This is a genomic window from Streptococcus sp. 27098_8_134 (assembly GCF_041431675.1).
GTDB lineage: Bacteria > Bacillota > Bacilli > Lactobacillales > Streptococcaceae > Streptococcus > Streptococcus sanguinis_R.
Genome location: NZ_JAPVYD010000003.1, coordinates 119,542 through 140,167, shown reverse-complemented (window position 1 = coordinate 140,167; position 20,626 = coordinate 119,542). Strand labels below are relative to the sequence as shown.

Below are 20,626 nucleotides of genomic sequence, written 5' to 3'. Positions count from 1 at the left end.
CGTTGAAAGACTGCGATTTCTAGGCCACTTCGAACTTGAGTTGGCCAGCCTTGACCCCGACCTTAAGAGTCTGACCAGCAGTCAAATCTCCTGTCAAGAGGAGCTCAGACAGCTTGTCCTCTACCTGAGTCTGTAGAGTGCGACGCAATGGCCGTGCTCCCATTTCCACATCGTATCCTTCCTGAGCCAGCAGCTTAAGGGCACTAGCCTGAAATTTCAGCTCAATTCCCTTCTCAGCGAGACTTGCAATGAGCGGTTTGACCATAACCTTGACCACTTCCTGCATATCTTCAGCAGATAAGCTGTGGAAGACTACCTTCTCGTCAATACGGTTGATAAACTCTGGTCTATATGCTTTATTGAGTTCTTCCAGCATCCGTTTTTCCATATTGGCATGGTCCAAGCGAATGTCCCGCGCACCAAAGCCCACCGTCTTATCATCCCGCAAACTGGTCGCCCCCAGATTGCTGGTCATGATAATAATCGTGTTGGAGAAGTCCACCTTGCGGCCCTTGCTGTCAGTCAACTGGCCATCATCCAAGACCTGCAGGAGAACATTGAAAATATCTGGGTGCGCCTTTTCCACCTCGTCAAAGAGCAGGACAGAATAAGGTCTGTTGCGCACCTTTTCCGTCAGCTCCCCTCCTTCTTCATAGCCTACATAGCCTGGGGGCGCTCCGTTGAGACGGCTAGCCGCGAATTTCTCCATGTACTCACTCATATCAAAGCGGATGAGAGCAGACTCGTCATCAAAGAGACTTTCGGCCAAGGCCTTGGCTAGCTCTGTCTTCCCGACTCCTGTCGGACCTAGGAACATAAAGGAGCCAATCGGCCGCTTGCTGCTGCGGATACCAGACTGGTTCCGTCGGATAGCTCGGCTGATAGCTGAAATCGCCTCGTCCTGCCCAATCACGCGTTTATGCAGTTCTGTTTCCAAGTTGAGGTATTTCTTTGCATCTGTCTGAGTCAGCTTCTGCACTGGAATACCAGACAAGCCACTCAGAGTAGCCAAGACATCGTCTTCTTCCACTTTTAGTTTATAAAGCTTCGGTTGCTGCTCTTGCTCAAGCAACTTCGACACCTTTTTAAAGTCCGCTGCCATCAAGGCTTGATCCACTGGCGTCAAATCCGACTGCTCGTAATTCTGTGGTCCTCTATTCTGCACTGTTGCACTGGCCTCGTCCAAAAGATCAATGGCAGAGTCCGGCAGATGCTTGCTAGTCAGATAGCGATGGGCATATTTCACCGCCGTCTCAATCGCTTGATCACTAATCTGTACCTTGTGATGGTCCTCATAGCTCTTTCTCAAGCCTTGTAAAATAGCAATGCTGTCAGCCACATTAGGCTCTTCTATGCTGACCTTAGCAAAACGCCGGGAAAGGGCCGCATCTTTTTCAATATGTTTCTGATACTCTTCCTGCGTCGTGGCACCAACAGTTCGCAAGGTTCCACGAGCCAGAGCCGGTTTCAGGATATTGGCTGCATCCAAAGTCGAGTCAATACCGCTGCCAGATCCCATGATAGTATGCAGCTCATCGATGAAGAGAATGACTTGACCATCTTCTTCAATGTCATTGATGATGTTGTTCATCCGCTCCTCGAAGTCTCCGCGAAAGCGAGTGCCAGCGACTACATTCATCAAGTCCAGCTCCAAAACCCGCATCTTAGCAAGTTCAGCCGGAACCTGACCAGCCGCTACACGCTGAGCCAGTCCTAAAGCCAGAGCTGTCTTACCAACCCCAGCATCTCCAACCAGCACTGGATTGTTTTTAGTCTTACGACTGAGAATCTGAACTATCCGTGAAATTTCTTGATCGCGGCCAATGACGGGCTCCAATCGGCCATCTCTAGCCAGCTCCGTCAGATCACGGGTGTAGTCTTCCAGACCACCGCTAGTAGAAGCTGGCATACCCATCATATTGGCCATGGTCTGCTTAGCGGCCATTACTCCCTTATTCAGACTGCGAATAGCCTTGATATCTTCCTTGCCCCAGCCAGCTCGCTGCTCCAAGACCTTTCGCAAATCACTGATTTTCGGCCCCTGCTCTTTGTCCTCGTAGCTAAAGCCGGTAAATTCCAGAATACGAGAGGCCAAGGTCCCCCGGTCAAATAGCATGGCCAGCAGCACATGCTCAGTACCTACATGCTTAGCCCGAACAGCTTCTGCAATCTGCCCCGCTTCCTCAAACAGCTCCTCTAAGCGATAAGAAAAAGGCAGCAGCTCGAAGTGACCGTCTTTCTGATAAGCCTGACCAGTAATCTGAAAAGCCGCTTCTTCAAATCCATCAACTTCCACAGGAAACTCATTGAGGACTGAGCCAGCAACGCTGTAGGGATTATTAGCCAGAGCAATCAGCAGATGCCATGATTCCAGATAATCTGTCGTAAAATGGCCGGCCAAGAGCTGGGCTGCTTCCAAGCTTTCTATTAAGGCTTTTGAGTATTTCATTTATGATTCCATTCCTTTTCTGTCTAGTTGTTGTAAAATCTTTTTTAATATCCGGGCACGAATCACCGCAGCTCCATCACCTAAAATCAAGTCCGATGCTGTTGACAAGATTAGATTGCCCTCACGTTCAGTCATAATCTTCTCGTCAAAAAGAAGCTGAATAACATCTGTGAAAACCTGCTGGCTGACACGCTCTCCCACACTGTCGTACAGGCCGCAAAGCATCTGATGCCGGTCGGAAAATTCTATCTTTCCAATCCGAATATAGCCTCCGCCACCACGCTTGCTCTCAACGATATAGCCCCGACTTTCCGTAAAACGCGTCTTAATCACATAGTTAATCTGACTGGGAACCACCTGAAAAACATCAGCCAGTTCACTGCGTTTCAGTTCAACCATCCCTGCCTGAGCCAGAATCGACTTGATATATGCTTCAATACTGTCCGATGTGTTTTTTGCACCCATGACTTTCCTTTCCAGTTGAGAATTTCAGAATAAATTTCTTTTTTCCTTGCTTCTCTAACATTGACTATCTTTGACTAATATTATACCGGAAAAGTCTTTATTTTGAAAGAAAAAGGGATGACTGAAAGGTCTGACAATTCAAACTAGTGAAAAAGCTTCGATAGACTTGTGTAACCGCTTGCTTTTTGCTTTTAAAGCGTTATAATATAGGTGGAAATCCACAAGGAAAAGACAGACAGAAACTCCTGCCTGCCAACTATCATCTAAACAAGGAGGATAATCCAATGAAAATGGATTGGCTCAACTATTCTCGTCATGTACTCAAATGGCTCTTTGCAGCTCTGAGTATTTTCACCATCTTTTCTGCTGATTACGTTGATATTCCTATCGGAGCTCTCATCGCTTGTCTTTATGCTCCCTTACTCTTCGAACAGGAGCTGGTCAGCAACCGAGTCAAATGGTATAGCTTTCTGATTATGATGGTGGTTACTCTGCCCCTTTTGTTTATTACCAAAGTCTACCAGTTTAGCTTGACTTACCCCCAAACGACAGTGCTTCTCTTCCTCTTGGCAGTGTTGATTTTTACCAACGGCTTGATTGCTCATAAGGAAGAAAGAGAAAAAGCAGCTAAATGATGCTACTCACCATTCTGAACTGGATGTTTAAAAAACCTATAAAAAAGGTCTGAGAAAAAATCTCAGACCTTTTTATCGTTCTATTTCTAAGCTAAAAACGATTAGTTTTGACCAAGAGCAGCAGCCATTGTTGCAGCTACTTCGTTTTCAAAGTCGTTAGCAGCTTTCTCGATACCTTCACCAACTTCAAAGCGAGCGAACTCAACTACTGAAGCATTTACTGATTCAAGGTAAGCTTCAACTGTCTTGCTGTCATCCATGATGTATACTTGTGCAAGAAGTGTGTATGCTTGGTCAACTTTAGTGTTGTCAAGCATGAAGCGGTCCATTTTACCTGGGATGATCTTGTCCCAGATCTTTTCTGGTTTGCCTTCTGCAGCCAACTCAGCCTTGATGTCTTCTTCAGCTTGAGCAACAACTGCATCAGTCAATTGAGCTTTAGAACCGTATTTCAAGTGTGGAAGAGCTGGTTTACCAACCATTGCACGGCTTTCGTTGTCTTGATCGATGACATGGTTCAATTGTGCCAATTCATCTTTGACAAATTGCTCATCCAATTCTTTGTATGAAAGAACAGTTGGTTTCATCGCAGCGATGTGCATAGAGATTTGCTTAGCAAGAGCATCGTCTCCACCTTCGATAACGGAGATAACACCGATACGGCCACCATTGTGTTGGTAAGCACCGAAGTGTTGAGCATCTGTCTTTTCAATCAATGCAAAGCGACGGAAAGAGATTTTTTCTCCGATAGTTGCAGTTGCAGATACGTATGCAGCTTCAAGAGTTTCACCTGAAGGCATTGTCAAAGCAAGCGCTTCTTCGTTGTTAGCTGGTTTGCCTTCAGCGATTACTTTCGCAGTTGCATTTACCAAATCAACGAATTGAGCATTTTTCGCAACGAAGTCAGTTTCAGCATTCACTTCAACAACAGCGGCAACATTACCGTTTACGTAAACACCTGTCAGACCTTCAGCAGCAACACGGTCAGCTTTCTTAGCTGCTTTTGCCATCCCTTTTTCGCGAAGCAATTCAATCGCTTTTTCGATGTCACCATCAGTTTCAACAAGTGCTTTTTTAGCGTCCATGACACCAGCACCAGATTTTTCACGCAATTCTTTGACAAGCTTAGCTGTAATTTCTGCCATTTTTCTTCTCCTATTTTTTAATGTAAATAAAGGAGCTGGGCTGAGCCCTGCCCCTTTAGGTTAGTTTACTGATTATTCGTTTGAACCTTCAACAACTTCAACGATTTCTTCGATAGAATCTGCTTGAGTTTCAGTTGCAGCCAATTCTGCTTCTACTGATTCAACGCTATCTTCACCTTGACGGCCTTCGATAACAGCATCAGCCATTTTCGCAGTGATCAATTTAACCGCACGGATTGCATCGTCGTTAGCTGGGATGATAACATCGATATCATCAGGATCAGTGTTAGTATCAACCATGGCAACCACTGGGATACCTAATTTCTTAGCTTCCTTAACAGCGATTTGCTCTTTATGAGGGTCAACTACGTACATCACATCTGGGATGCGAGGCATATCTTCGATACCGCCCAAGAATTTTTCAAGACGAGCACGTTGTTTGTTGAGAAGAGCGACTTCTTTCTTAGGAAGAACTTCGAAAGTTCCGTCTTCTTCCATGCGTTTGATTTCTTTCAAACGAGCTACACGTTTTTGGATAGTAGACCAGTTTGTAAGAGTTCCACCCAACCAACGGTGGTTGATGAAGTATTGACCTGAACGTTCTGCTTCTTCTTTGACAGCGTCAGCAGCTTGCTTTTTAGTACCAACGAAGAGGATAACTGCATCGTTAGCAGCAGCATCACGCATAAAATCGTAAGCTTGGTCAGCATACTTTACAGTTTGCTGCAAGTCGATTACGTGGATGCCATTACGCTCAGTGAAGATGTACTTAGCCATCTTAGGGTTCCAGCGACGAGTTTGGTGACCAAAGTGAACACCAGCCTCAAGAAGTTGTTTCATTGAAATTACTGCCATGAGTAAATTCTCCTTTTTGTTTTTTTCCTCTTTTAGATTTCAGCTCGCAGAACCACCCGAGGGCAACAGTCCCACAATTCATCTAAAATGAGTATTTTGCCATTTACACGGCAACCTCTATTATAACAAAAGCGCAGCTCTTTGACAAGGCATTTACCAGATTTTCTTCCGCTAGCCACTATTCCCACTTCTCAGCAGAACATTTATTCTCCAAATTGTTCAGAATAGGAACATCTAATATTTTCTGCTTTGACTATGAAAGACTCTTGACGAAAGCAAGTATTTACGATAGAATAATAAGAGTCGCGGCGGTATAGCCAAGTGGTAAGGCACGGCTCTGCAAAAGCTTGATCGTCGGTTCAAATCCGTCTACCGCCTTCGTAAATATATTTCTAGAAGTCCCTCAAAGGGCTTTTTTATTGCATTTCCTATTGTTTCTAGCAAATTTTGCTGATATAATATTATAAAAACATCATTCATCATCAGCGAAAGGAAAAAAGATTGATTATGAAAAAAGTCAGCTTCTATGCCCTCAGCCTTCTCTCTCTGCTAGCTCTCTCAGCCTGCATGCCTGCCAAGCAGACACAGCAAAGAAAAAAGACGCCTAGCTCCCTCAAAGCTTCGAAAAGTTCAACCTCAACAAAGGAATCTAGCAAAAAAAGTTCCTCTTCTAGTGAAGATGATGAAGACTACTCTACTTCTTCTAGCTCTAATACTCGCAAGGACCCTAATGCTCAAATCAGCCTAATTGATCAGGGAGAGGCTCTGGAAGCTCTTGGGGATATCCCTGAAATTCCAAAATGGGCTGAATTTAAAACCATAAAAGTTGAGTCCCTTATAGGATCTGCTGGTCCTACTCCCAGCACCAAAGATGAGGTTGTCAGCAAAATGGGACCCGCTGACTCAGATATGGGAAGTGGCGGCTTTTGGCGAGGAACTGATTACAGCATCTTGATAAGTTTTAGTGACCAGGGAGCAGTAACTACCAAGACAGCCAGCCTACCTAATCCTAAGAAAATCAACAATCTCAAGGATGTGCAACCTGGGATGTCCGCGCAGGAGGTCGTTGCTAAACATGGACGCCCAGAAACAATCGCAGTCTTTGGCCACTCAACTGTTTTTGGATGGAAAGGTCAAGATGGCAAAGATTACAGCGTCATGTTCGATCAAGATAAAGTCTATCAGATTGTTGAACCGTAAAATGTAAATTTGCTATTTTAAACTTTAGATTTTATAGAACTCTATTAATTTCTCTACTCAGAATAATCAAATCGTTGGGGTAATGTCTACCTATCAAATGAAACAAACCAAAGATATTATTGACTCCGTCATTAAGGATAAGTAATCTTACAATTGGCTCCAAAAACACAAAAATCCAAGACCTTTTTAAGTCTTGGATTTTATTTTTGACGAGGATAGCGACTTCGTCAATTAAAGCTCTGCAATTTGGCTAAGATTAACTTCGGCCACGGTGTCATTACCAAACATGGAAATAATCATCTTGACCTTGTTATTATCAATCTCCGTAATCTTACCTGTATAGTCAGTGAAGGCACCATCGATGATACGAACAGTATCCCCAACCTTAACGTCCAAGTCAAACTCCTGCACTGTTTGGCCCATGGAGATGAGAATGTTACGAATCTCTTCTTCCAAGAGCGGCGTTGGTTTAGAGCGGTTTCCGTGTGACCCGACAAATCCTGTTACATTCGGAGTATTCCGCACGACAAACCAAGCTTCGTCTGTCATTACCATTTCCACCAAGACATAACCAGGGAAGCGATTTTCTTCGATTTCCTTGGTCTTACCATTTTTCTCTACTTGCACGGTCTGAGTGGGGATTTCCACGCGCAAGATATTTTCCAGCATATTATAAGTCTGAGCGCGCTGCAAAAGATTTTCTTTTACCTTGTTTTCATAACCTGAATAGGTCTGCAGTACAAACCAGCCTTTGTCAAAACTGTCCATGAGTTCATCCTTTCCTAAATAAAAAAGCCTGCGGGCTTCTGCTTCTTTCTAGCCCTATTATACCATAATTTCCTCAAATGCAAAGGAATTTATTAACTATTTCCCATACAAATCAAAGTCTTGCTGCCCAAAAATTCTTGAATCTGTATTGTCTAGTATGAGAAATTTTTATTTCAAACTATGAATTATAGATAGATTTGATTTTTTGAAGCTGACTGAAATTGTCAGCGCATAAATAAGTGCATACGTCAAAAGTCCCACCTACTCACAATAGGTGGGACTTTGAATAATATGCCTGTTGTAGACTTTTTTATTTCTACTTAAATCATTAAGAGAAAATATTCAGAATCTGGAAAAGACCGCTTGCCACTACTTTGTCAAAGATATAGATGATTACTACAAAGAATGCAGTGTATTCCATGACAGAAATAAAATCTGTCCATCTTTCTTTTCGGGTAGGCCAAGTTGTATCTTTCAATAGTTTAAAAACATCTTTAAAGAATTTCACAACAATCTCCTATCTAGTTTCTTTATGCAGGGTGTATTTACTGCAATGCTTACAAAATTTATTAACTTCTAAACGCGTTGGTTTTGGAGTGCTACTGAGCTTAACCGAGTAGTTCCTAGAACCACAGACTGTACACGCTAGACTCGCTTTTTTTAATGCCATAACGCCTCCATCTTTCTTATTATAGCAGGATTCTATGCTTTTGACAAGTCGTTCAGCTCTTTTAAATCCTATTGAAACCAGCTGGTAACAGTATCCCAGAGATTCTTAGCTTTCTCAGGAATACCAGTGTCATCAATGGCTTTCTTGGCTTCATCCACCAGATTTTGAGCTCGGTCCTGAACGTCCTGCAGGAAGTCTTTGTTTTCAGTTGTAGTACCCGTTTCCTCCGTACCATAGGTGTCCACAGGGGCAATGCCGTTGGCAGCATAGGCATTCTTCTGCCCTTCAAAGGAAGTTCCTTCTGTATATGGCAGGATACTATTGGCAACATTTCGGAAAACCGCCGAGGCTTCATTCGCACTGGTCCCAGTTAGATAGTGGGTTTCATCAGTTTTTGGAAAGCCTAGCCACTGGCTGATAACCACATCCGGCGTATAACCAATAACCCATTGATCACCAGATAGATCTGGGTTAAAGTCCGTTTCAGTCGTACCGGTCTTACCAGCCATAGTATAGCCATACGGAGCCGCATAGATACCTGTACCGTTCGAGAAAGTCCCCAGCATCATGCTGTTCATCTTGTCAGTCGTTGAGCTATTGAGGACCCGAGTAGAGGTTTGGCGATGGGTCTTGACGACCTGACCGCTGGCATTTTCAATTTTTGTAATGAGATGGGCATCATTCATCACACCGCCGTTGGCAAAGACTGAATAGGCCTGCGCCATCTGCATTGGATTGGTTGTAACTCCGCTTCCTAGTGCTACTCCCAAAGTCTTATCAACCTTGTCCATATTCAGACCAAACTTTTTCCCGTACTCAAAGGCCTTGTTGATGCCTAGCTCGTCTACAGTTGAAACAGCTGGAATGTTCAGAGATTCTGCCAAGGCTTGATACATTGGAACTTTGGGGGAGCTTTGGATATTGCCGTAGTTGTTAATGGTATAGTCGCCAAAGGTGGTTCTAGTATTATCCAGCTCCTTATCTGTCGGCCAACCAGCAGCGACGGCCGGGCTGTATGCAACCAAGGGCTTGATAGTAGAGCCAGGGCTGCGGGAGGACTGGGTTGCATAGTTAAAGCTTCTGAAAGTCGAGCCTTCTGCACTATTGACTCGCCCGACTAGTGCTCGCACACCGCCGGTTTTTGGATCCAAGGCAACACTGCCCGACTCAGCCATAGTGCCATCTTCTGCTACAGGAAAGAGAGAGACATTGCTGTAAATAACCTGCATGCTGGCTTGGTAGTTCTGATCCAATTCAGTGTAAATGCGATAGCCATTATTAACAATCTCTTCTTCTGTCAAGCCGTAGTCATTGACCGCTTCATTGATGACCGCATCGAAATAGGACGGATAGCGATAGTCTTCTGACTTACCGGCATACGCATCAACCAGCTGGCCACCGATTCCTACAGCGGCTGCCTGATCGGCTGTCCCCTGATCAATAAAGCCTGCAGCAACCATATTTTGCAGCACCGTATTACGGCGATTGGTCGCATTTTCGACTGAATATAGCGGATTGTAAATCTCTGGCCCCTTGAGCATACCAGCCAGAACAGCCGACTGGTCCAGACTAAGCTGACTAGCCGAAACTCCGAAATATTTCTTAGAGGCATCCTCCACACCCCAGACCCCATTTCCAAAATAGGAATTATTGAGGTACATGGTCAGGATTTCCTGCTTGCTGTATTTCTTATTAATTTCCAGAGCCAGGAAAAATTCCTTGGCCTTCCGTTCGATGGTCTGGTCTTGAGACAGATAGGCATTCTTGGCCAGCTGCTGGGTAATGGTAGACCCCCCACCCGAGCGACCGGCTGTCAGGATAGCCAGAATAAAACGACTGTAGTTAATCCCGCCATTCTCATAGAAAGTCCGGTCCTCTGTCGCGATGACAGCATTTTGCAGGTCTTGACTAATCTCAGTCAGCTCGACATAAGTTCCTTTCTGACCAGACAGGCTTCCCGCTTCATTGCCATCCTTGTCAAAGATGAGCGTGGTAGCTTTGAGGGCATTCTGCAAATCCTTGACATTGGTCGTCTTAGCCACATAAAAGAGATAGCCACCGACCACCAGACCAAAGGTCAAGCCGAGAATCAGAAATATCTTGGTCAGATGAAACCTGCGCCAAAAACGGCGGATAGGGTGCTGAGAGAGAGGTTTCTTTTTGGCCTTGCCCGAACGGCTGAGTCCAGACTTAGCCTGCTCTTCTGTCAACTCTACCTCCTCTGCTGCTTCTTTTTGAGGTTTCTGTATGGTAAAATAATCTACTAATTTTTCAAACAAATCTTTTAAATTCTTCATAAACCTTATTTTATCACCTTATTTAGGTGCAGACAAGAAAGTACCCTATTTCCCGTCTGATTTTTAGTTATTTTTAAGAAAAAGAGTATATTAAATAGCCTTTTAAAGCCCTCTGCAGCAAGCCTTATCCGACACTGCCTATTTCCAAAATTATGGCTTTCTGCTACAATAAATGTATGAAATTTACACTGACTATCCCAGATGGACTGCCCGCTATGACAGTCAAAGAGCTGCTGGAAGAACAATTTCTCATTCCACGAAAAATTCGGCACTTTCTGCGGACCAAAAAGCACGTGTCCGTCAACGGTCTAGCTATCAACTGGCAGACTGTAGTCAACCCCGGAGATGATGTCTGCCTGATATTTGATGAAGAGGATTATCCTCAAAAGACAATCTTGTTTGGAAATGGCGAACTCGTAGAGGAGCTCTATCAGGACCAGCACCTCATTATCGTCAATAAACCCGAGGGTATGAAAACCCACGCTAATGAACCAACAGAGCTAGCCCTTCTTAATCATGTTTCTGCCTATGTTGGCGAGACCTGCTATGTCGTTCACCGGCTAGATAAAGAAACCAGTGGTGCTGTCCTCTTTGCCAAGAATCCCTTTGTCCTGCCCATCCTCAATCGGCTGCTGGAAAAGCGAGAAATCAGCCGCGAATATTGGGCTCTGGTCCAAGGCAAGTTCCCAAGCAAAAAGCTTATCTATAAAGACAAGATTGGCCGCGACCGCCATGACCGCAGGAAACGGCTGGTTGACCCCCGAAAAGGACTCTATGCAGAGACCCATGTGACTAGGGTCAAGCAATTTGGGCAGGCTGCCTTGGTCAAATGCCAACTCAAGACTGGACGCACCCATCAGATCCGTGTTCATCTAGCTCACCACGGACACCCACTTATCGGTGACCCCCTTTATCATCCGCAGCCCAAAGGGCGGCTTATGCTCCATGCCCATCGGCTGACCTTCACCCACCCTTTTACGCTAGAAAAAATAACCGTCGAAGCTCGCTCTGACAGTTTTGAAAAAGTATTGAGCAGTCTGAACCCAAGATAGACCAAGAAAAGCAACAGTATTCTCTGTTGCTTTTAGTTTGGAGTCAAAGCGAGGATAAGCTATGACAGCTTACATCACTGAGCCGGAAGTGCACTGATAAGTCTGGGTCTGATGGTTTTCTGAAAAGCTATGCTCAGCAAGTAAGACAATAAGAAAATGATAAAAAAGCCAAAACTATAAATGGTATTCCGAGGCATTATCGACCTGAAAATGAAGATAATGAAGGGATGAATGATATAAATCATGGTGGCGTACTTTTTGGCAATATTATTCAAAATCGGAATATCAATGTTGGCCCCATTTCTGACCGCATAGAGGAAAATTGCACTGGATGAGAAAAGAGTACTAGGATATAGGTCGTACTCCGTACCCATGAAACAGTACTCAAGCAAAATCAAACCCGCTATTCCCAAGCCAATCGCCCATTTCCTAACAGAAGACAAATCGTAGGCTAAAATCTGATCCCGATGCTTGGCAAACTGCATGCCTAAAATGAAAAAGGGAAGACCCATAAACAAGAAGTTGCGATAGTACAGAGTGCCACTAATATTGAACTCAATACAAAAAGCCAGAACCAACAAGAACAGGGACACACCAAAGCTAGTTAAACGGTGGAAATGCTTATAAAAAACCAGATAAAGCGTATAGATATAGGAGATAGCCAGCAAATACCAAGTCGGTGTAGCAGCTGAGCCAATCAAGTCTCTGGGACTGTTAAAGAGGAAAAAGTCTGCAAAATCAGACAGGTCTATAGATGCCATCTTTTCTGTTAGTTCTCTGGTCAGCACTAGGTTGACAAAATGCACAATCGTGTAAAATAGGAGACTGGCAGCTGTCAAAAGAAGCATCTGCTTGAGACGATACTTGACCTTATCCCTGGAAATATTAAAGGAAAAATAGCCCGACAGCATCATGAAAAAGGGAACTGCAAAGCGGGCCACAATTTGATAAAAAACGCCAAATTGCCCCGGCAGCAGAAAGTGTAAGGAAACAATACTAAAGCAAGCTAGGGCCTTGAAAGCGTGCAAAGTTGTGTTTTCAGTCTTCATGCAGACATTATAGCATGTTTATTATTACAGCTCATCAAGACCAGATTACACGCCCATTAAAAAACATATCAATTGATGACATTCTTTAAAAAGTTTTGCATCTGTAGGAGAAGACAGCTCTTATATAGAAAAACTCTTCTGCACTATTACAAAAGAGTTTTATTCACCTGACTGATATTCTATGTTAGCTTTCATAGCCATTAGGATTTGAGCTTTGCCATCTCCAAGAATCTCGCATCATATCTTGGAGAGTTTTCTCAGCTTTCCAGCCCAAAATGTCATTCGCTTTACTTGCATCGGCATAGCAAGTCGCCACATCTCCAGGCCGTCTCTCCTTGATAGCATAAGGAACTTTCACTCCATTGACATTTTCAAAGGCTTTAACCATATCCAGTACACTATAACCAATCCCTGTACCAAGATTGAAGACAGCAACTCCTTTGTTTTCTAAATTATGTTTCAAAGCCAAAACATGACCCTTGGCTAAGTCGACTACATGGATATAATCCCGCACTCCTGTACCGTCGTGCGTATCATAATCATTTCCGAAAACGCTAAGCTCTTGTAATTTACCGACCGCAACCTGAGTAATATAAGGCATGAGATTATTAGGAATTCCATTTGGGGCCTCACCAATCATACCAGACTCGTGAGCACCAATTGGATTGAAGTAACGAAGATTGGTTACAGACCAATCTGAATTTGCAAGAGCAACATCCGTCAAAATCTGCTCCATCATCAGCTTGGTATAACCATATGGATTGGTCGCTGAAGTAGATAAATCTTCTGTCAATGGTGAAATATTATTCATACCATAGACAGTAGCACTTGAACTAAAGATAATATGTTCCACTTTGTGCAACTTCATAACATCAAGCAAAGAGATGGTCCCACATACATTATTCTTATAATATTTTAGTGGTTCTTGCACTGATTCCCCTACAGCTTTGTATGCTGCAAAATGGATTACTGCATCAATTTGATTCTCTTCAAAAACCCGATTCATAAAATCTTTATCCGAAATAGAACCCTTGTAAAACGGAACCTCTACTCCTGTGATAGTTTTCAACCTATCCAATACTTCTACAGAGCTATTTGAAAAGTTATCGACAATAATGGCTTCATAGCCTGCTGCTATTAACTCAACCACTGTGTGGCTTCCTATATAGCCCGCTCCTCCTGTAACTAAAATTCTTTTCATGAGTCATCCCTCCTCGTAAACCCTAAAATTCATTTTAATTTTGCTAGTGCAGTTAGCAGATATTTCCCTTCCTGAAGTTGGCTGCCAATCCTTCGAGCATTTCTTACCAATTCGTTGTATTCTTCCTCTGTTAAGTTGCTTAGTTCTGTTTCTAGATCATAGAGAGAAGAAACTGCAATACCACATTTCTGTTTTAACATAAAATGAGCTAGAGCCGACTCTTTCCATACCACTACAGGAAATCCTGCTGCCAAATACAAAGAAGCTTTGTGGGAATTATTAAAACGTAGGTAATTCCCATATGTGCCTTGGCAAGTTTCTGCGCTATCGCCATCCCAAACTAACCCAAAACTTCCAACTAGTGCTGAAAGGAGCTCATCTGGCATAAAAGATCCAAAGTAACTCGTATTCTTCGAAGAACGACTTTCATCAAATCCAACTCCATAAAGATTAAACGAAGGTTTATCCGGCAAAGCGTATAAATATCCCGCTTTACTAGGCGTCAAATTACCAGCAACCATAATAGGAAAATCTTTTTGAGGCCTTGTCTTCTTATCAAAATCTGGAGTCAAATAATCAAAAATTTCTAAGCTAACCATTTGTTCCATCGGTACACCTTGCTCGAACAAAACTTTCTTCATAGTATCATTATGAACTATTATACCATTTACAAGTCGAAAGGTCTTTTTTTCTTGAAAATAATTCCTTAACTTATGACGGAACTTAACTGTAGATGCTGCCGAATTTCTCAAAGTCTCCACATCATGGATTAATAGATATAGTTTTACACCCCTTTTTTGTGCTCGCTTTATCAATGAAGAAATGAAAAACGTATGATGGATAATGGGAAACTGAATTAGTAATTCATCCCCATCACCTAACTGATCGAAAGCAGCTTTCATCGCACGATATTTGTGCTCCTGAGCCTTTAAAAAATTCATTTCGTACCAATTTTCTACTCGAAGAGCTAGCCCCCTATACCCTGCTGATATTAGGATTGCTTCCGCATCGTCTCGCGCCTTATTTCCCGCATTTTTTTTATGCTCATTATGCAGAAATGAATCTTTTAGATAATACTTGACCATTTGTCCTCTTTATCTCCCATTATTCCTAAAAATTTCCCAATTCCTCTTTAACAACATCCAGTGCACGCTCTATGGTTACGTGCATATCGTAGTATTTATAATCTGCCAAGCGCCCACAAAAGATAACTCTATCGTTCTTCTTAGATTCTGCCAAATATTGCGCATAGACTTCGTTATTTTTCTGATCATTTATTGGGTAATAAGGCTCGTCTCCCCTTTTCCAATCCGCTGGATATTCCCGAGTGATGACCGTCTTCTCCTGAGTCCCAAACTCAAAATGCTTGTGCTCAATGATACGTGTATAAGGAATTGTACGCTCAGTGTAGTTGATGACAGCGTTCCCTTGATAGTTCGCTTCGTCTAAAACTTCATGTTCAAAACGCAAACTACGATACTCTAACTCACCAAATTTGTAATCAAAATACTGATCAATCATTCCAGTAAAGACAATCTTTTGAGCTGACGCTTCCCATCTCTCACGATCTTCAAAGAAATCCGTACCAAGCTCCAGTTCAATACCCTCTAATAATTTTTCAACTATTACATTATACCCGCCAATTGGAATCCCTTGATAACGGTCATTAAAATAATTGTTGTCATAAGTCAGACGTACAGGTAGACGCTTGATGATAAAAGGTGGTAAATCTGTCGCTGAACGCCCCCACTGCTTTTCTGTGTAGCCTTTGATTAGCTTCTCATATACATCCGTTCCAATCAGCTTAATAGCTTGTTCTTCCAAATTTTTGGGTTCAACATCTTGCATATGGGTTGTCTGCTCTGCAATCTTATCCTTGACTTCTTGTGGCGTTTTAGTCCCCCACAAGCCATAAAAGGTATTCATATTGAAAGGAAGATTATAAAGCTGACCTTGATAATTGGCTAGAGGTGAATTGATATAGTTGTTAAATTCAGCAAATTGATTCACATAATCCCAAACTTCCTTGTTAGATGTATGAAAAATATGGGCTCCATATTTATGGACATTAATTCCCTCAACATTTTCACAGTAGATATTCCCGCCAATATGGTCTCTTTTATCAATCACCTTAACAGTTTTGCCGCGATTCGTAGCTTCATGAGCAAAAATAGCTCCTGAAAGTCCCGCACCAACAATTAAATAATCATACATAACATATCCTTATTTCTTAAATACACTTTTCAATTCTTGAACATTCAAGACACGCAACGCTAACACTAATCCAGCATAGATTAATAATCCCAATAACGCACTAATCAATACATTGACAACGGAAGGAAAGTGAATCAAAGGCTGGATGACATACAAAATTCCGTACATGACTAGCGAAGCAGCCAGTATTTTCAACATAGATGGAAGAATCTTTATCTCTTTCAAATAAGATCGAGTGAAATAAAGCTGAATCAACCAGACCAAACCTTCAGTGGATACCGAAACGATAGATGCACCGATATAACCTAGAGATGGAATCAATAAGATATTCAATCCTACACTAAAGAAAGCCGGAATGGTCGTAGATAACATGAACTCACGATTCTTATTATGAGGAATCAGAATCTGAATCCCCATGATATTAGTCCAGCCAATAAAGAACATTCTAAAGACCATAATAGCAATTGCATAGCGTGCATCTTGGAAGTCTTTGCCCAAGAAAAAATTGACAAAATCTTTGTTAACAATCAAAATACCAGCAACCATCGGAAATATTACTAAATTATAGACCAAGAAGGACATTTCATGCAACTTATTAACTGCTTTTTGATTACCTGATGACAGAAGATTGGATACTCTCGGTAACATGACACTCCCTAGGGAAGTCACAATCGTCAACAAAATATTTAAAAACTTGAGAGCCTGATCATAAATCCCTACATCTGTTGTCGAAGACAAGGCACCTAACATGGTCCTATCTAAAGTGATATAAAGTGAAATAGCAATCTGGGGTAAAAACAATAAAATAACCGGTTTAATATGCTGCTTAGCATAAACTATGTCTAGATGAGGTCTGCCTATATGTTCTCTAGCTGGAAGCCACATGCTCAATTGTCCCAGCAAGTCATAGCCAACCAGCAGTACAATATACAGATATAAATCAGAAGGTTTTTTTACAAAGATAAAAATAGAAGCAACTCCTAGGAGTTTAACAGCTGTATTCCGAACCGTGATTTTTTTAAAGTCTTCCATCCCTTGAAAAAGCCAGGAAATATCTAGACCTCTAGAAAGTAAACTGAATCCCAAAATATAGGCTATCAGATTATTCATGGATGGAATGATTAGGCACACAGCAATATAAAGAACAAGCGCCAAACAAGTCGCCAAAACCTGCAAACTATAGATTCCCCAGAAGGTCTTCTGAACCTCTTTGCGATGTCCTGAGATCTCCTTGGTTCCATAATTAGCCACGCCAAGTGTTGCTAAAAGTATAAAATAGGTCACTATTGAGTTGTAGTATCCGTAGGAACCTAAGGCGCTAGATGAAAAAACTCGAGTGATATAAGGCGTAGTAATGACTGGTAAAACAATTATTAGCAACTGATAAGATAGATTGTATAAATAATTTTTTAATACTCTCACACAGAGTTCCTCGTTTTAGATTTCTTTGATAACAGTTCTCCCACTGGCAATGCTGCAAATGTAATAAACATAAAAATATTATAAGACGGACGAACCCAGAAGGCTTCAAACATACAGTTGACCGCAATCAAAGACAAAACAGCAAGTAATAGATGATCTTTTTCACGATAAAGGGTCCACGACCGCATCATATATAGACAAACCAATAGAATTACTGGAATCATCCCATAGGTAAACAACATCTGAACATAGGAAGAGTCTACATAGTCATAGCTCAATACGGATTCTGTACGTCCTCCATAACCAACAAATGATATTCCACGAGTACCAAACCATTGAATGTCATATTTTTTAAATGCTTCATGGCCTAAATGCAATCTCATGCTAAAAAAGTTATTTAATGCAACATATATAGGCTGGGACCAAGTAAACTTATTGGACAGATAGATCATGACTGACGATGCTATACCCGCTGACAAAGGGAGTACTGCAAAAAGTCGTAATGGCTTATTCTTTCGGATATAAAAATAAAGGAAAATGAGAGACATTATAGCTATAGATGCCGCGTTCAGACGAGCGTCGCAATAACGAATGATAAAATAGGATAGTCCCAATCCTAAAAAAGTTCGTAAAATAATAAATCTTTTTCTAAAGATGTAAGAAAAAGCAGTATAAAGATAGAAACAATGGGAAGCAAAGTCCGTTGGATAAATAAATCCAAAGGAATTGCGAACAACAACTCCGGCAGATCTAGACTGAACGAACTGCAAGTTTGGAATGACTCCTATTGAGGATAGTACAGTAATTAATACGACAAAAAACAAGGCTGTTATAGTATACGTTTTGAGCACACTTTCCATATCAGCATCATAAAGAAAGACAATCAGCATCGTATACATTAAAGCATTAAGATTTCCAGCTTTATAATAAACCATAAATCCTACAAAAATAAGAAGTGGCGCAAAAATTAAATAACTTAAAGAATAGTGGCGAATATAAGAAAAACGTACAGCTAGTAACAAAATCGCCAAAAAAGGAAGCACATTAGGAATATTAGGCAAAATCGGTGCTAACATAGAAGTGTTTATCATATCTATAGAAATTAACACTATTAAAACTGCTGTTACAAGCAATTTATCACGTTCAATCCTTAACATTTTCTTTTTCCTTTTCTAATCTCTAATACTTCTTTCAATTTTTCATTGCATTCTTTTTTTCCACCTTTTAAAGTGAAAATAGAGTCGTGGATACTTAGTAATTAAAACATACAAAATCTTACGTTTCTTACTAACTCTAGCATTCTTCAAGACAAGAGACAAATAAGGTCTTGTCTGTTCCTGAAGACGCTTGAACTCTGATGGATTTCCATCCTGAATCATCGTAAAGATAAGAAGACTTCCCGTAAAGAAGCGTGAAATGATGGCTTCTTGGAGTTCAGAACTCTCAGGATAGGCTGTATTCACAACCTCTTTTAAATGATTAATTGCTTCGTAAAACTCATATTGTTTGGGTGTGAAAGCCGAGGCAGTAATGCTACCAGGTCTATGGTAATAATGGTAAATCGGAAGATGGTACAAGGCCACGGATTGGGCTTGATTGAGATGCTCGCTGATAACATAGAGGTCTTCGTAGATGCGCCCCTTGGGGAAGGGAGTTTTTTCAAGTAGTTCTTTCCGATAGAGTTTACCACAAGCAGAGATCGTTACAAGGTCCCCGTAAAGCATCTCAGTTAGAGCCTTTGCCTTGTTGTAGACCTTAACTTGGTCTAGATCAAGCTTTTCAAAGTGAAAATTTTGAGAACGATGATAGTGAGCTGTCGGCTCTACTTTACAACTAACCATATCTGCTTGGGTACGATTTTGTAGCTCTGCTAGCAGTTCTAAGGTGCAAGGTTCCAAATAGTCGTCCGGATCAAGGAAGGTAATCCAGTTACCCTTGGCTTTCAAGACCCCATAGTTACGAGCATCAGACAATCCACCATTCACCTTGTGGTAGCTAGTCACCCAATCATACTGCTGGGCATACTGGTCACATAACTGTCCTGATCCATCACTCGAGCCATCATCAATCAAGAGGACTTCCATATCCTTGTAAGTCTGATGTTCCAAACTCTCCATGGCATAATGAAGGTAGTCCTCCACATTATAAACAGGCACAATTACCGAGATCATATTTTCTTTTCTTTCTCTTACTTAGTTTTACAGTTTAAATCTCAAATGAGCTTCTATCTGGAAGCAGTTGATCCATAGCCTTGATAAAGTCTGTCATCACCTGCTCCTCGTCTTGAATGTTAAATCCATCATTGATACACATAATTTGGTATTTGCCAGAATTTAGTATCTTCCAAAAATCTGGTCCGGCATTATCCAAAGAAAAGAGTCCCCCCAACTTAGGATTTCCGACAGCGTATTGACCACTGGCAATCTGCCAATACTTAAAGAGCCAAACATTGGTATCAGAAGGATTTCTAAAGCGACTAGCCGAGGTTCTTTCCAAGACAGCTTTTTCCTTTTCCCATACCAAGTTCATCGTTGATCTTAGTAGAGGATAGGGCAGATGACTCTCCCAGAAACCACAGATAAACCGACTGTTTCTATATAGTAGCGACTTAACGATACTTTTTAATCCCTGCTTTGGATCAAAGAATTGGCCATTCTTCAAAATTTCATTTCGACTGAAATAGCTAGTGACAATCTCCATGTCATTTATCTGAAAATTCCCCGTTCCATATCGCTCAGGAATAATCGGTGAAAGAGCCGTATTATATTTGGGTAAACCATCCTCTGAGAAAAAATCTGTCGGCTCGACTGGAGCTGTCAAATACATATCGTCATTAAAAAAAACAAAATGCTCTGAGAGACCAGGGATTCGATGGATGTTACTTTCGATAGGATTGGCAGAAAAAACTGGCAGGTAGTCATTACAGATAATCTCTGTATGATCTACCAACACCAATTTTTCACTATTTATATCTAACCAGCTTGGCTTTTGCTGGTCGGTCACGAGGTAGACCTTATTGACCCAAGGAGCAAATTTTTCAACTCCTCTAAACCAATATTTAAAGGTCCCCCATTCTCGGTAAGCCTTGACTGAATTCATACTCTGTTTAGAAGTATTAACCGAGCCATCATAGATTGATTTTTTTTCTTGCCACACAGGATTATTCCCATCAACCCAAGTAACAACAAAATCTATTTTATTCAT

At 41.7% G+C, this 20,626-nt stretch carries 19 protein-coding genes and 1 tRNA gene; 4 read left to right on the top strand and 16 right to left on the bottom strand.

Translation table 11 applies throughout. The annotated features are described in order from the left end of the window. Window positions 1-19: 19 nt before the first annotated feature. Both O3620_RS08020 and O3620_RS08015 read right to left on the bottom strand, forming a co-directional pair. On the bottom strand, window positions 20-2,449 hold the full coding sequence (locus O3620_RS08020) for an ATP-dependent Clp protease ATP-binding subunit (RefSeq protein ID WP_371601627.1): 2,430 nt from the start codon (window positions 2,447-2,449) through the stop codon (window positions 20-22). Further along, the gene (locus O3620_RS08015) at window positions 2,450-2,914 is read right to left on the bottom strand and encodes a CtsR family transcriptional regulator (protein WP_125377908.1); all 465 of its coding nucleotides are present in this window, start codon (window positions 2,912-2,914) and stop codon (window positions 2,450-2,452) included. Window positions 2,915-3,099: 185 nt separating this feature from the next. Here O3620_RS08015 and O3620_RS08010 point away from each other — a divergent pair, with 185 nt between their 5' ends. Next, complete coding sequence (locus O3620_RS08010) at window positions 3,100-3,549, top strand: hypothetical protein (RefSeq protein WP_002916677.1); 450 nt, start codon at window positions 3,100-3,102, stop codon at window positions 3,547-3,549. A 101-nt stretch (window positions 3,550-3,650) separates the two neighbouring features. On the opposite strand, the gene tsf is transcribed toward O3620_RS08010, so the two are convergent. Further along, window positions 3,651-4,694, bottom strand: a complete 1,044-nt coding sequence (tsf, locus tag O3620_RS08005) for a translation elongation factor Ts (protein WP_002894014.1) — start codon at window positions 4,692-4,694, stop codon at window positions 3,651-3,653. A gap of 72 nt (window positions 4,695-4,766) precedes the next feature. Then, complete coding sequence (gene rpsB / locus O3620_RS08000) at window positions 4,767-5,549, bottom strand: 30S ribosomal protein S2 (RefSeq protein WP_002894015.1); 783 nt, start codon at window positions 5,547-5,549, stop codon at window positions 4,767-4,769. A gap of 307 nt (window positions 5,550-5,856) precedes the next feature. Here rpsB and O3620_RS07995 point away from each other — a divergent pair. Beyond that, window positions 5,857-5,927 (top strand) — tRNA-Cys (locus tag O3620_RS07995). 129 nt (window positions 5,928-6,056) lie between these two features. Further along, entirely contained in the window at window positions 6,057-6,749 is a 693-nt protein-coding gene (locus tag O3620_RS07990) for a hypothetical protein (RefSeq protein WP_002916678.1), read from the top strand. A 231-nt stretch (window positions 6,750-6,980) separates the two neighbouring features. On the opposite strand, the gene nusG is transcribed toward O3620_RS07990, so the two are convergent. The 4 genes from nusG to pbp2a form a co-directional block, all read right to left on the bottom strand. After that, complete coding sequence (nusG, locus tag O3620_RS07985) at window positions 6,981-7,517, bottom strand: transcription termination/antitermination protein NusG (protein ID WP_002894018.1); 537 nt, start codon at window positions 7,515-7,517, stop codon at window positions 6,981-6,983. Between the two features lie 328 nt (window positions 7,518-7,845). After that, entirely contained in the window at window positions 7,846-8,025 is a 180-nt protein-coding gene (secE, locus tag O3620_RS07980) for a preprotein translocase subunit SecE (protein ID WP_002894022.1), read from the bottom strand. A 9-nt stretch (window positions 8,026-8,034) separates the two neighbouring features. Beyond that, a complete protein-coding gene (gene rpmG / locus O3620_RS07975; RefSeq protein WP_002894024.1) occupies window positions 8,035-8,187 on the bottom strand; it encodes a 50S ribosomal protein L33 in 153 nt (50 codons plus the stop codon). Window positions 8,188-8,255: 68 nt separating this feature from the next. Further along, entirely contained in the window at window positions 8,256-10,484 is a 2,229-nt protein-coding gene (gene pbp2a, locus O3620_RS07970) for a penicillin-binding protein PBP2A (protein ID WP_371601626.1), read from the bottom strand. A 176-nt stretch (window positions 10,485-10,660) separates the two neighbouring features. Between pbp2a and O3620_RS07965 the strand changes: the two genes are divergently transcribed. Then, window positions 10,661-11,536, top strand: coding sequence for an RluA family pseudouridine synthase (locus tag O3620_RS07965; protein WP_371601625.1), 876 nt, complete (start codon window positions 10,661-10,663; stop codon window positions 11,534-11,536). Window positions 11,537-11,610: 74 nt separating this feature from the next. Here O3620_RS07965 and O3620_RS07960 read toward each other — a convergent pair whose 3' ends face one another. From O3620_RS07960 to O3620_RS07925, 8 genes are all read right to left on the bottom strand, one after another. After that, entirely contained in the window at window positions 11,611-12,585 is a 975-nt protein-coding gene (locus O3620_RS07960) for an acyltransferase (protein ID WP_101771876.1), read from the bottom strand. Between the two features lie 184 nt (window positions 12,586-12,769). Next, on the bottom strand, window positions 12,770-13,786 hold the full coding sequence (galE, locus tag O3620_RS07955; RefSeq protein WP_002931909.1) for a UDP-glucose 4-epimerase GalE: 1,017 nt from the start codon (window positions 13,784-13,786) through the stop codon (window positions 12,770-12,772). Window positions 13,787-13,815: 29 nt separating this feature from the next. Next, window positions 13,816-14,871: a sugar transferase gene (locus O3620_RS07950; protein WP_060976474.1), complete on the bottom strand. Its 1,056-nt coding sequence runs from the start codon at window positions 14,869-14,871 to the stop codon at window positions 13,816-13,818. A 25-nt stretch (window positions 14,872-14,896) separates the two neighbouring features. Then, window positions 14,897-16,000 carry a UDP-galactopyranose mutase gene (gene glf, locus O3620_RS07945; RefSeq protein WP_060976475.1) on the bottom strand — a complete coding sequence of 368 codons (1,104 nt, stop codon included), beginning with the start codon at window positions 15,998-16,000 and terminating at the stop codon, window positions 14,897-14,899. Between the two features lie 9 nt (window positions 16,001-16,009). After that, complete coding sequence (locus O3620_RS07940) at window positions 16,010-17,422, bottom strand: flippase (protein WP_101771874.1); 1,413 nt, start codon at window positions 17,420-17,422, stop codon at window positions 16,010-16,012. Continuing rightward, window positions 17,419-18,579, bottom strand: coding sequence for a hypothetical protein (locus O3620_RS07935; protein ID WP_002931901.1), 1,161 nt, complete (start codon window positions 18,577-18,579; stop codon window positions 17,419-17,421). The genes O3620_RS07940 and O3620_RS07935 overlap by 4 nt, the downstream gene beginning before the upstream one ends. A 42-nt stretch (window positions 18,580-18,621) precedes the next feature. Then, window positions 18,622-19,593, bottom strand: a complete 972-nt coding sequence (locus O3620_RS07930) for a glycosyltransferase family 2 protein (protein WP_101771873.1) — start codon at window positions 19,591-19,593, stop codon at window positions 18,622-18,624. Window positions 19,594-19,627: 34 nt separating this feature from the next. Continuing rightward, a complete protein-coding gene (locus tag O3620_RS07925; RefSeq protein WP_002931897.1) occupies window positions 19,628-20,626 on the bottom strand; it encodes a stealth conserved region 3 domain-containing protein in 999 nt (332 codons plus the stop codon).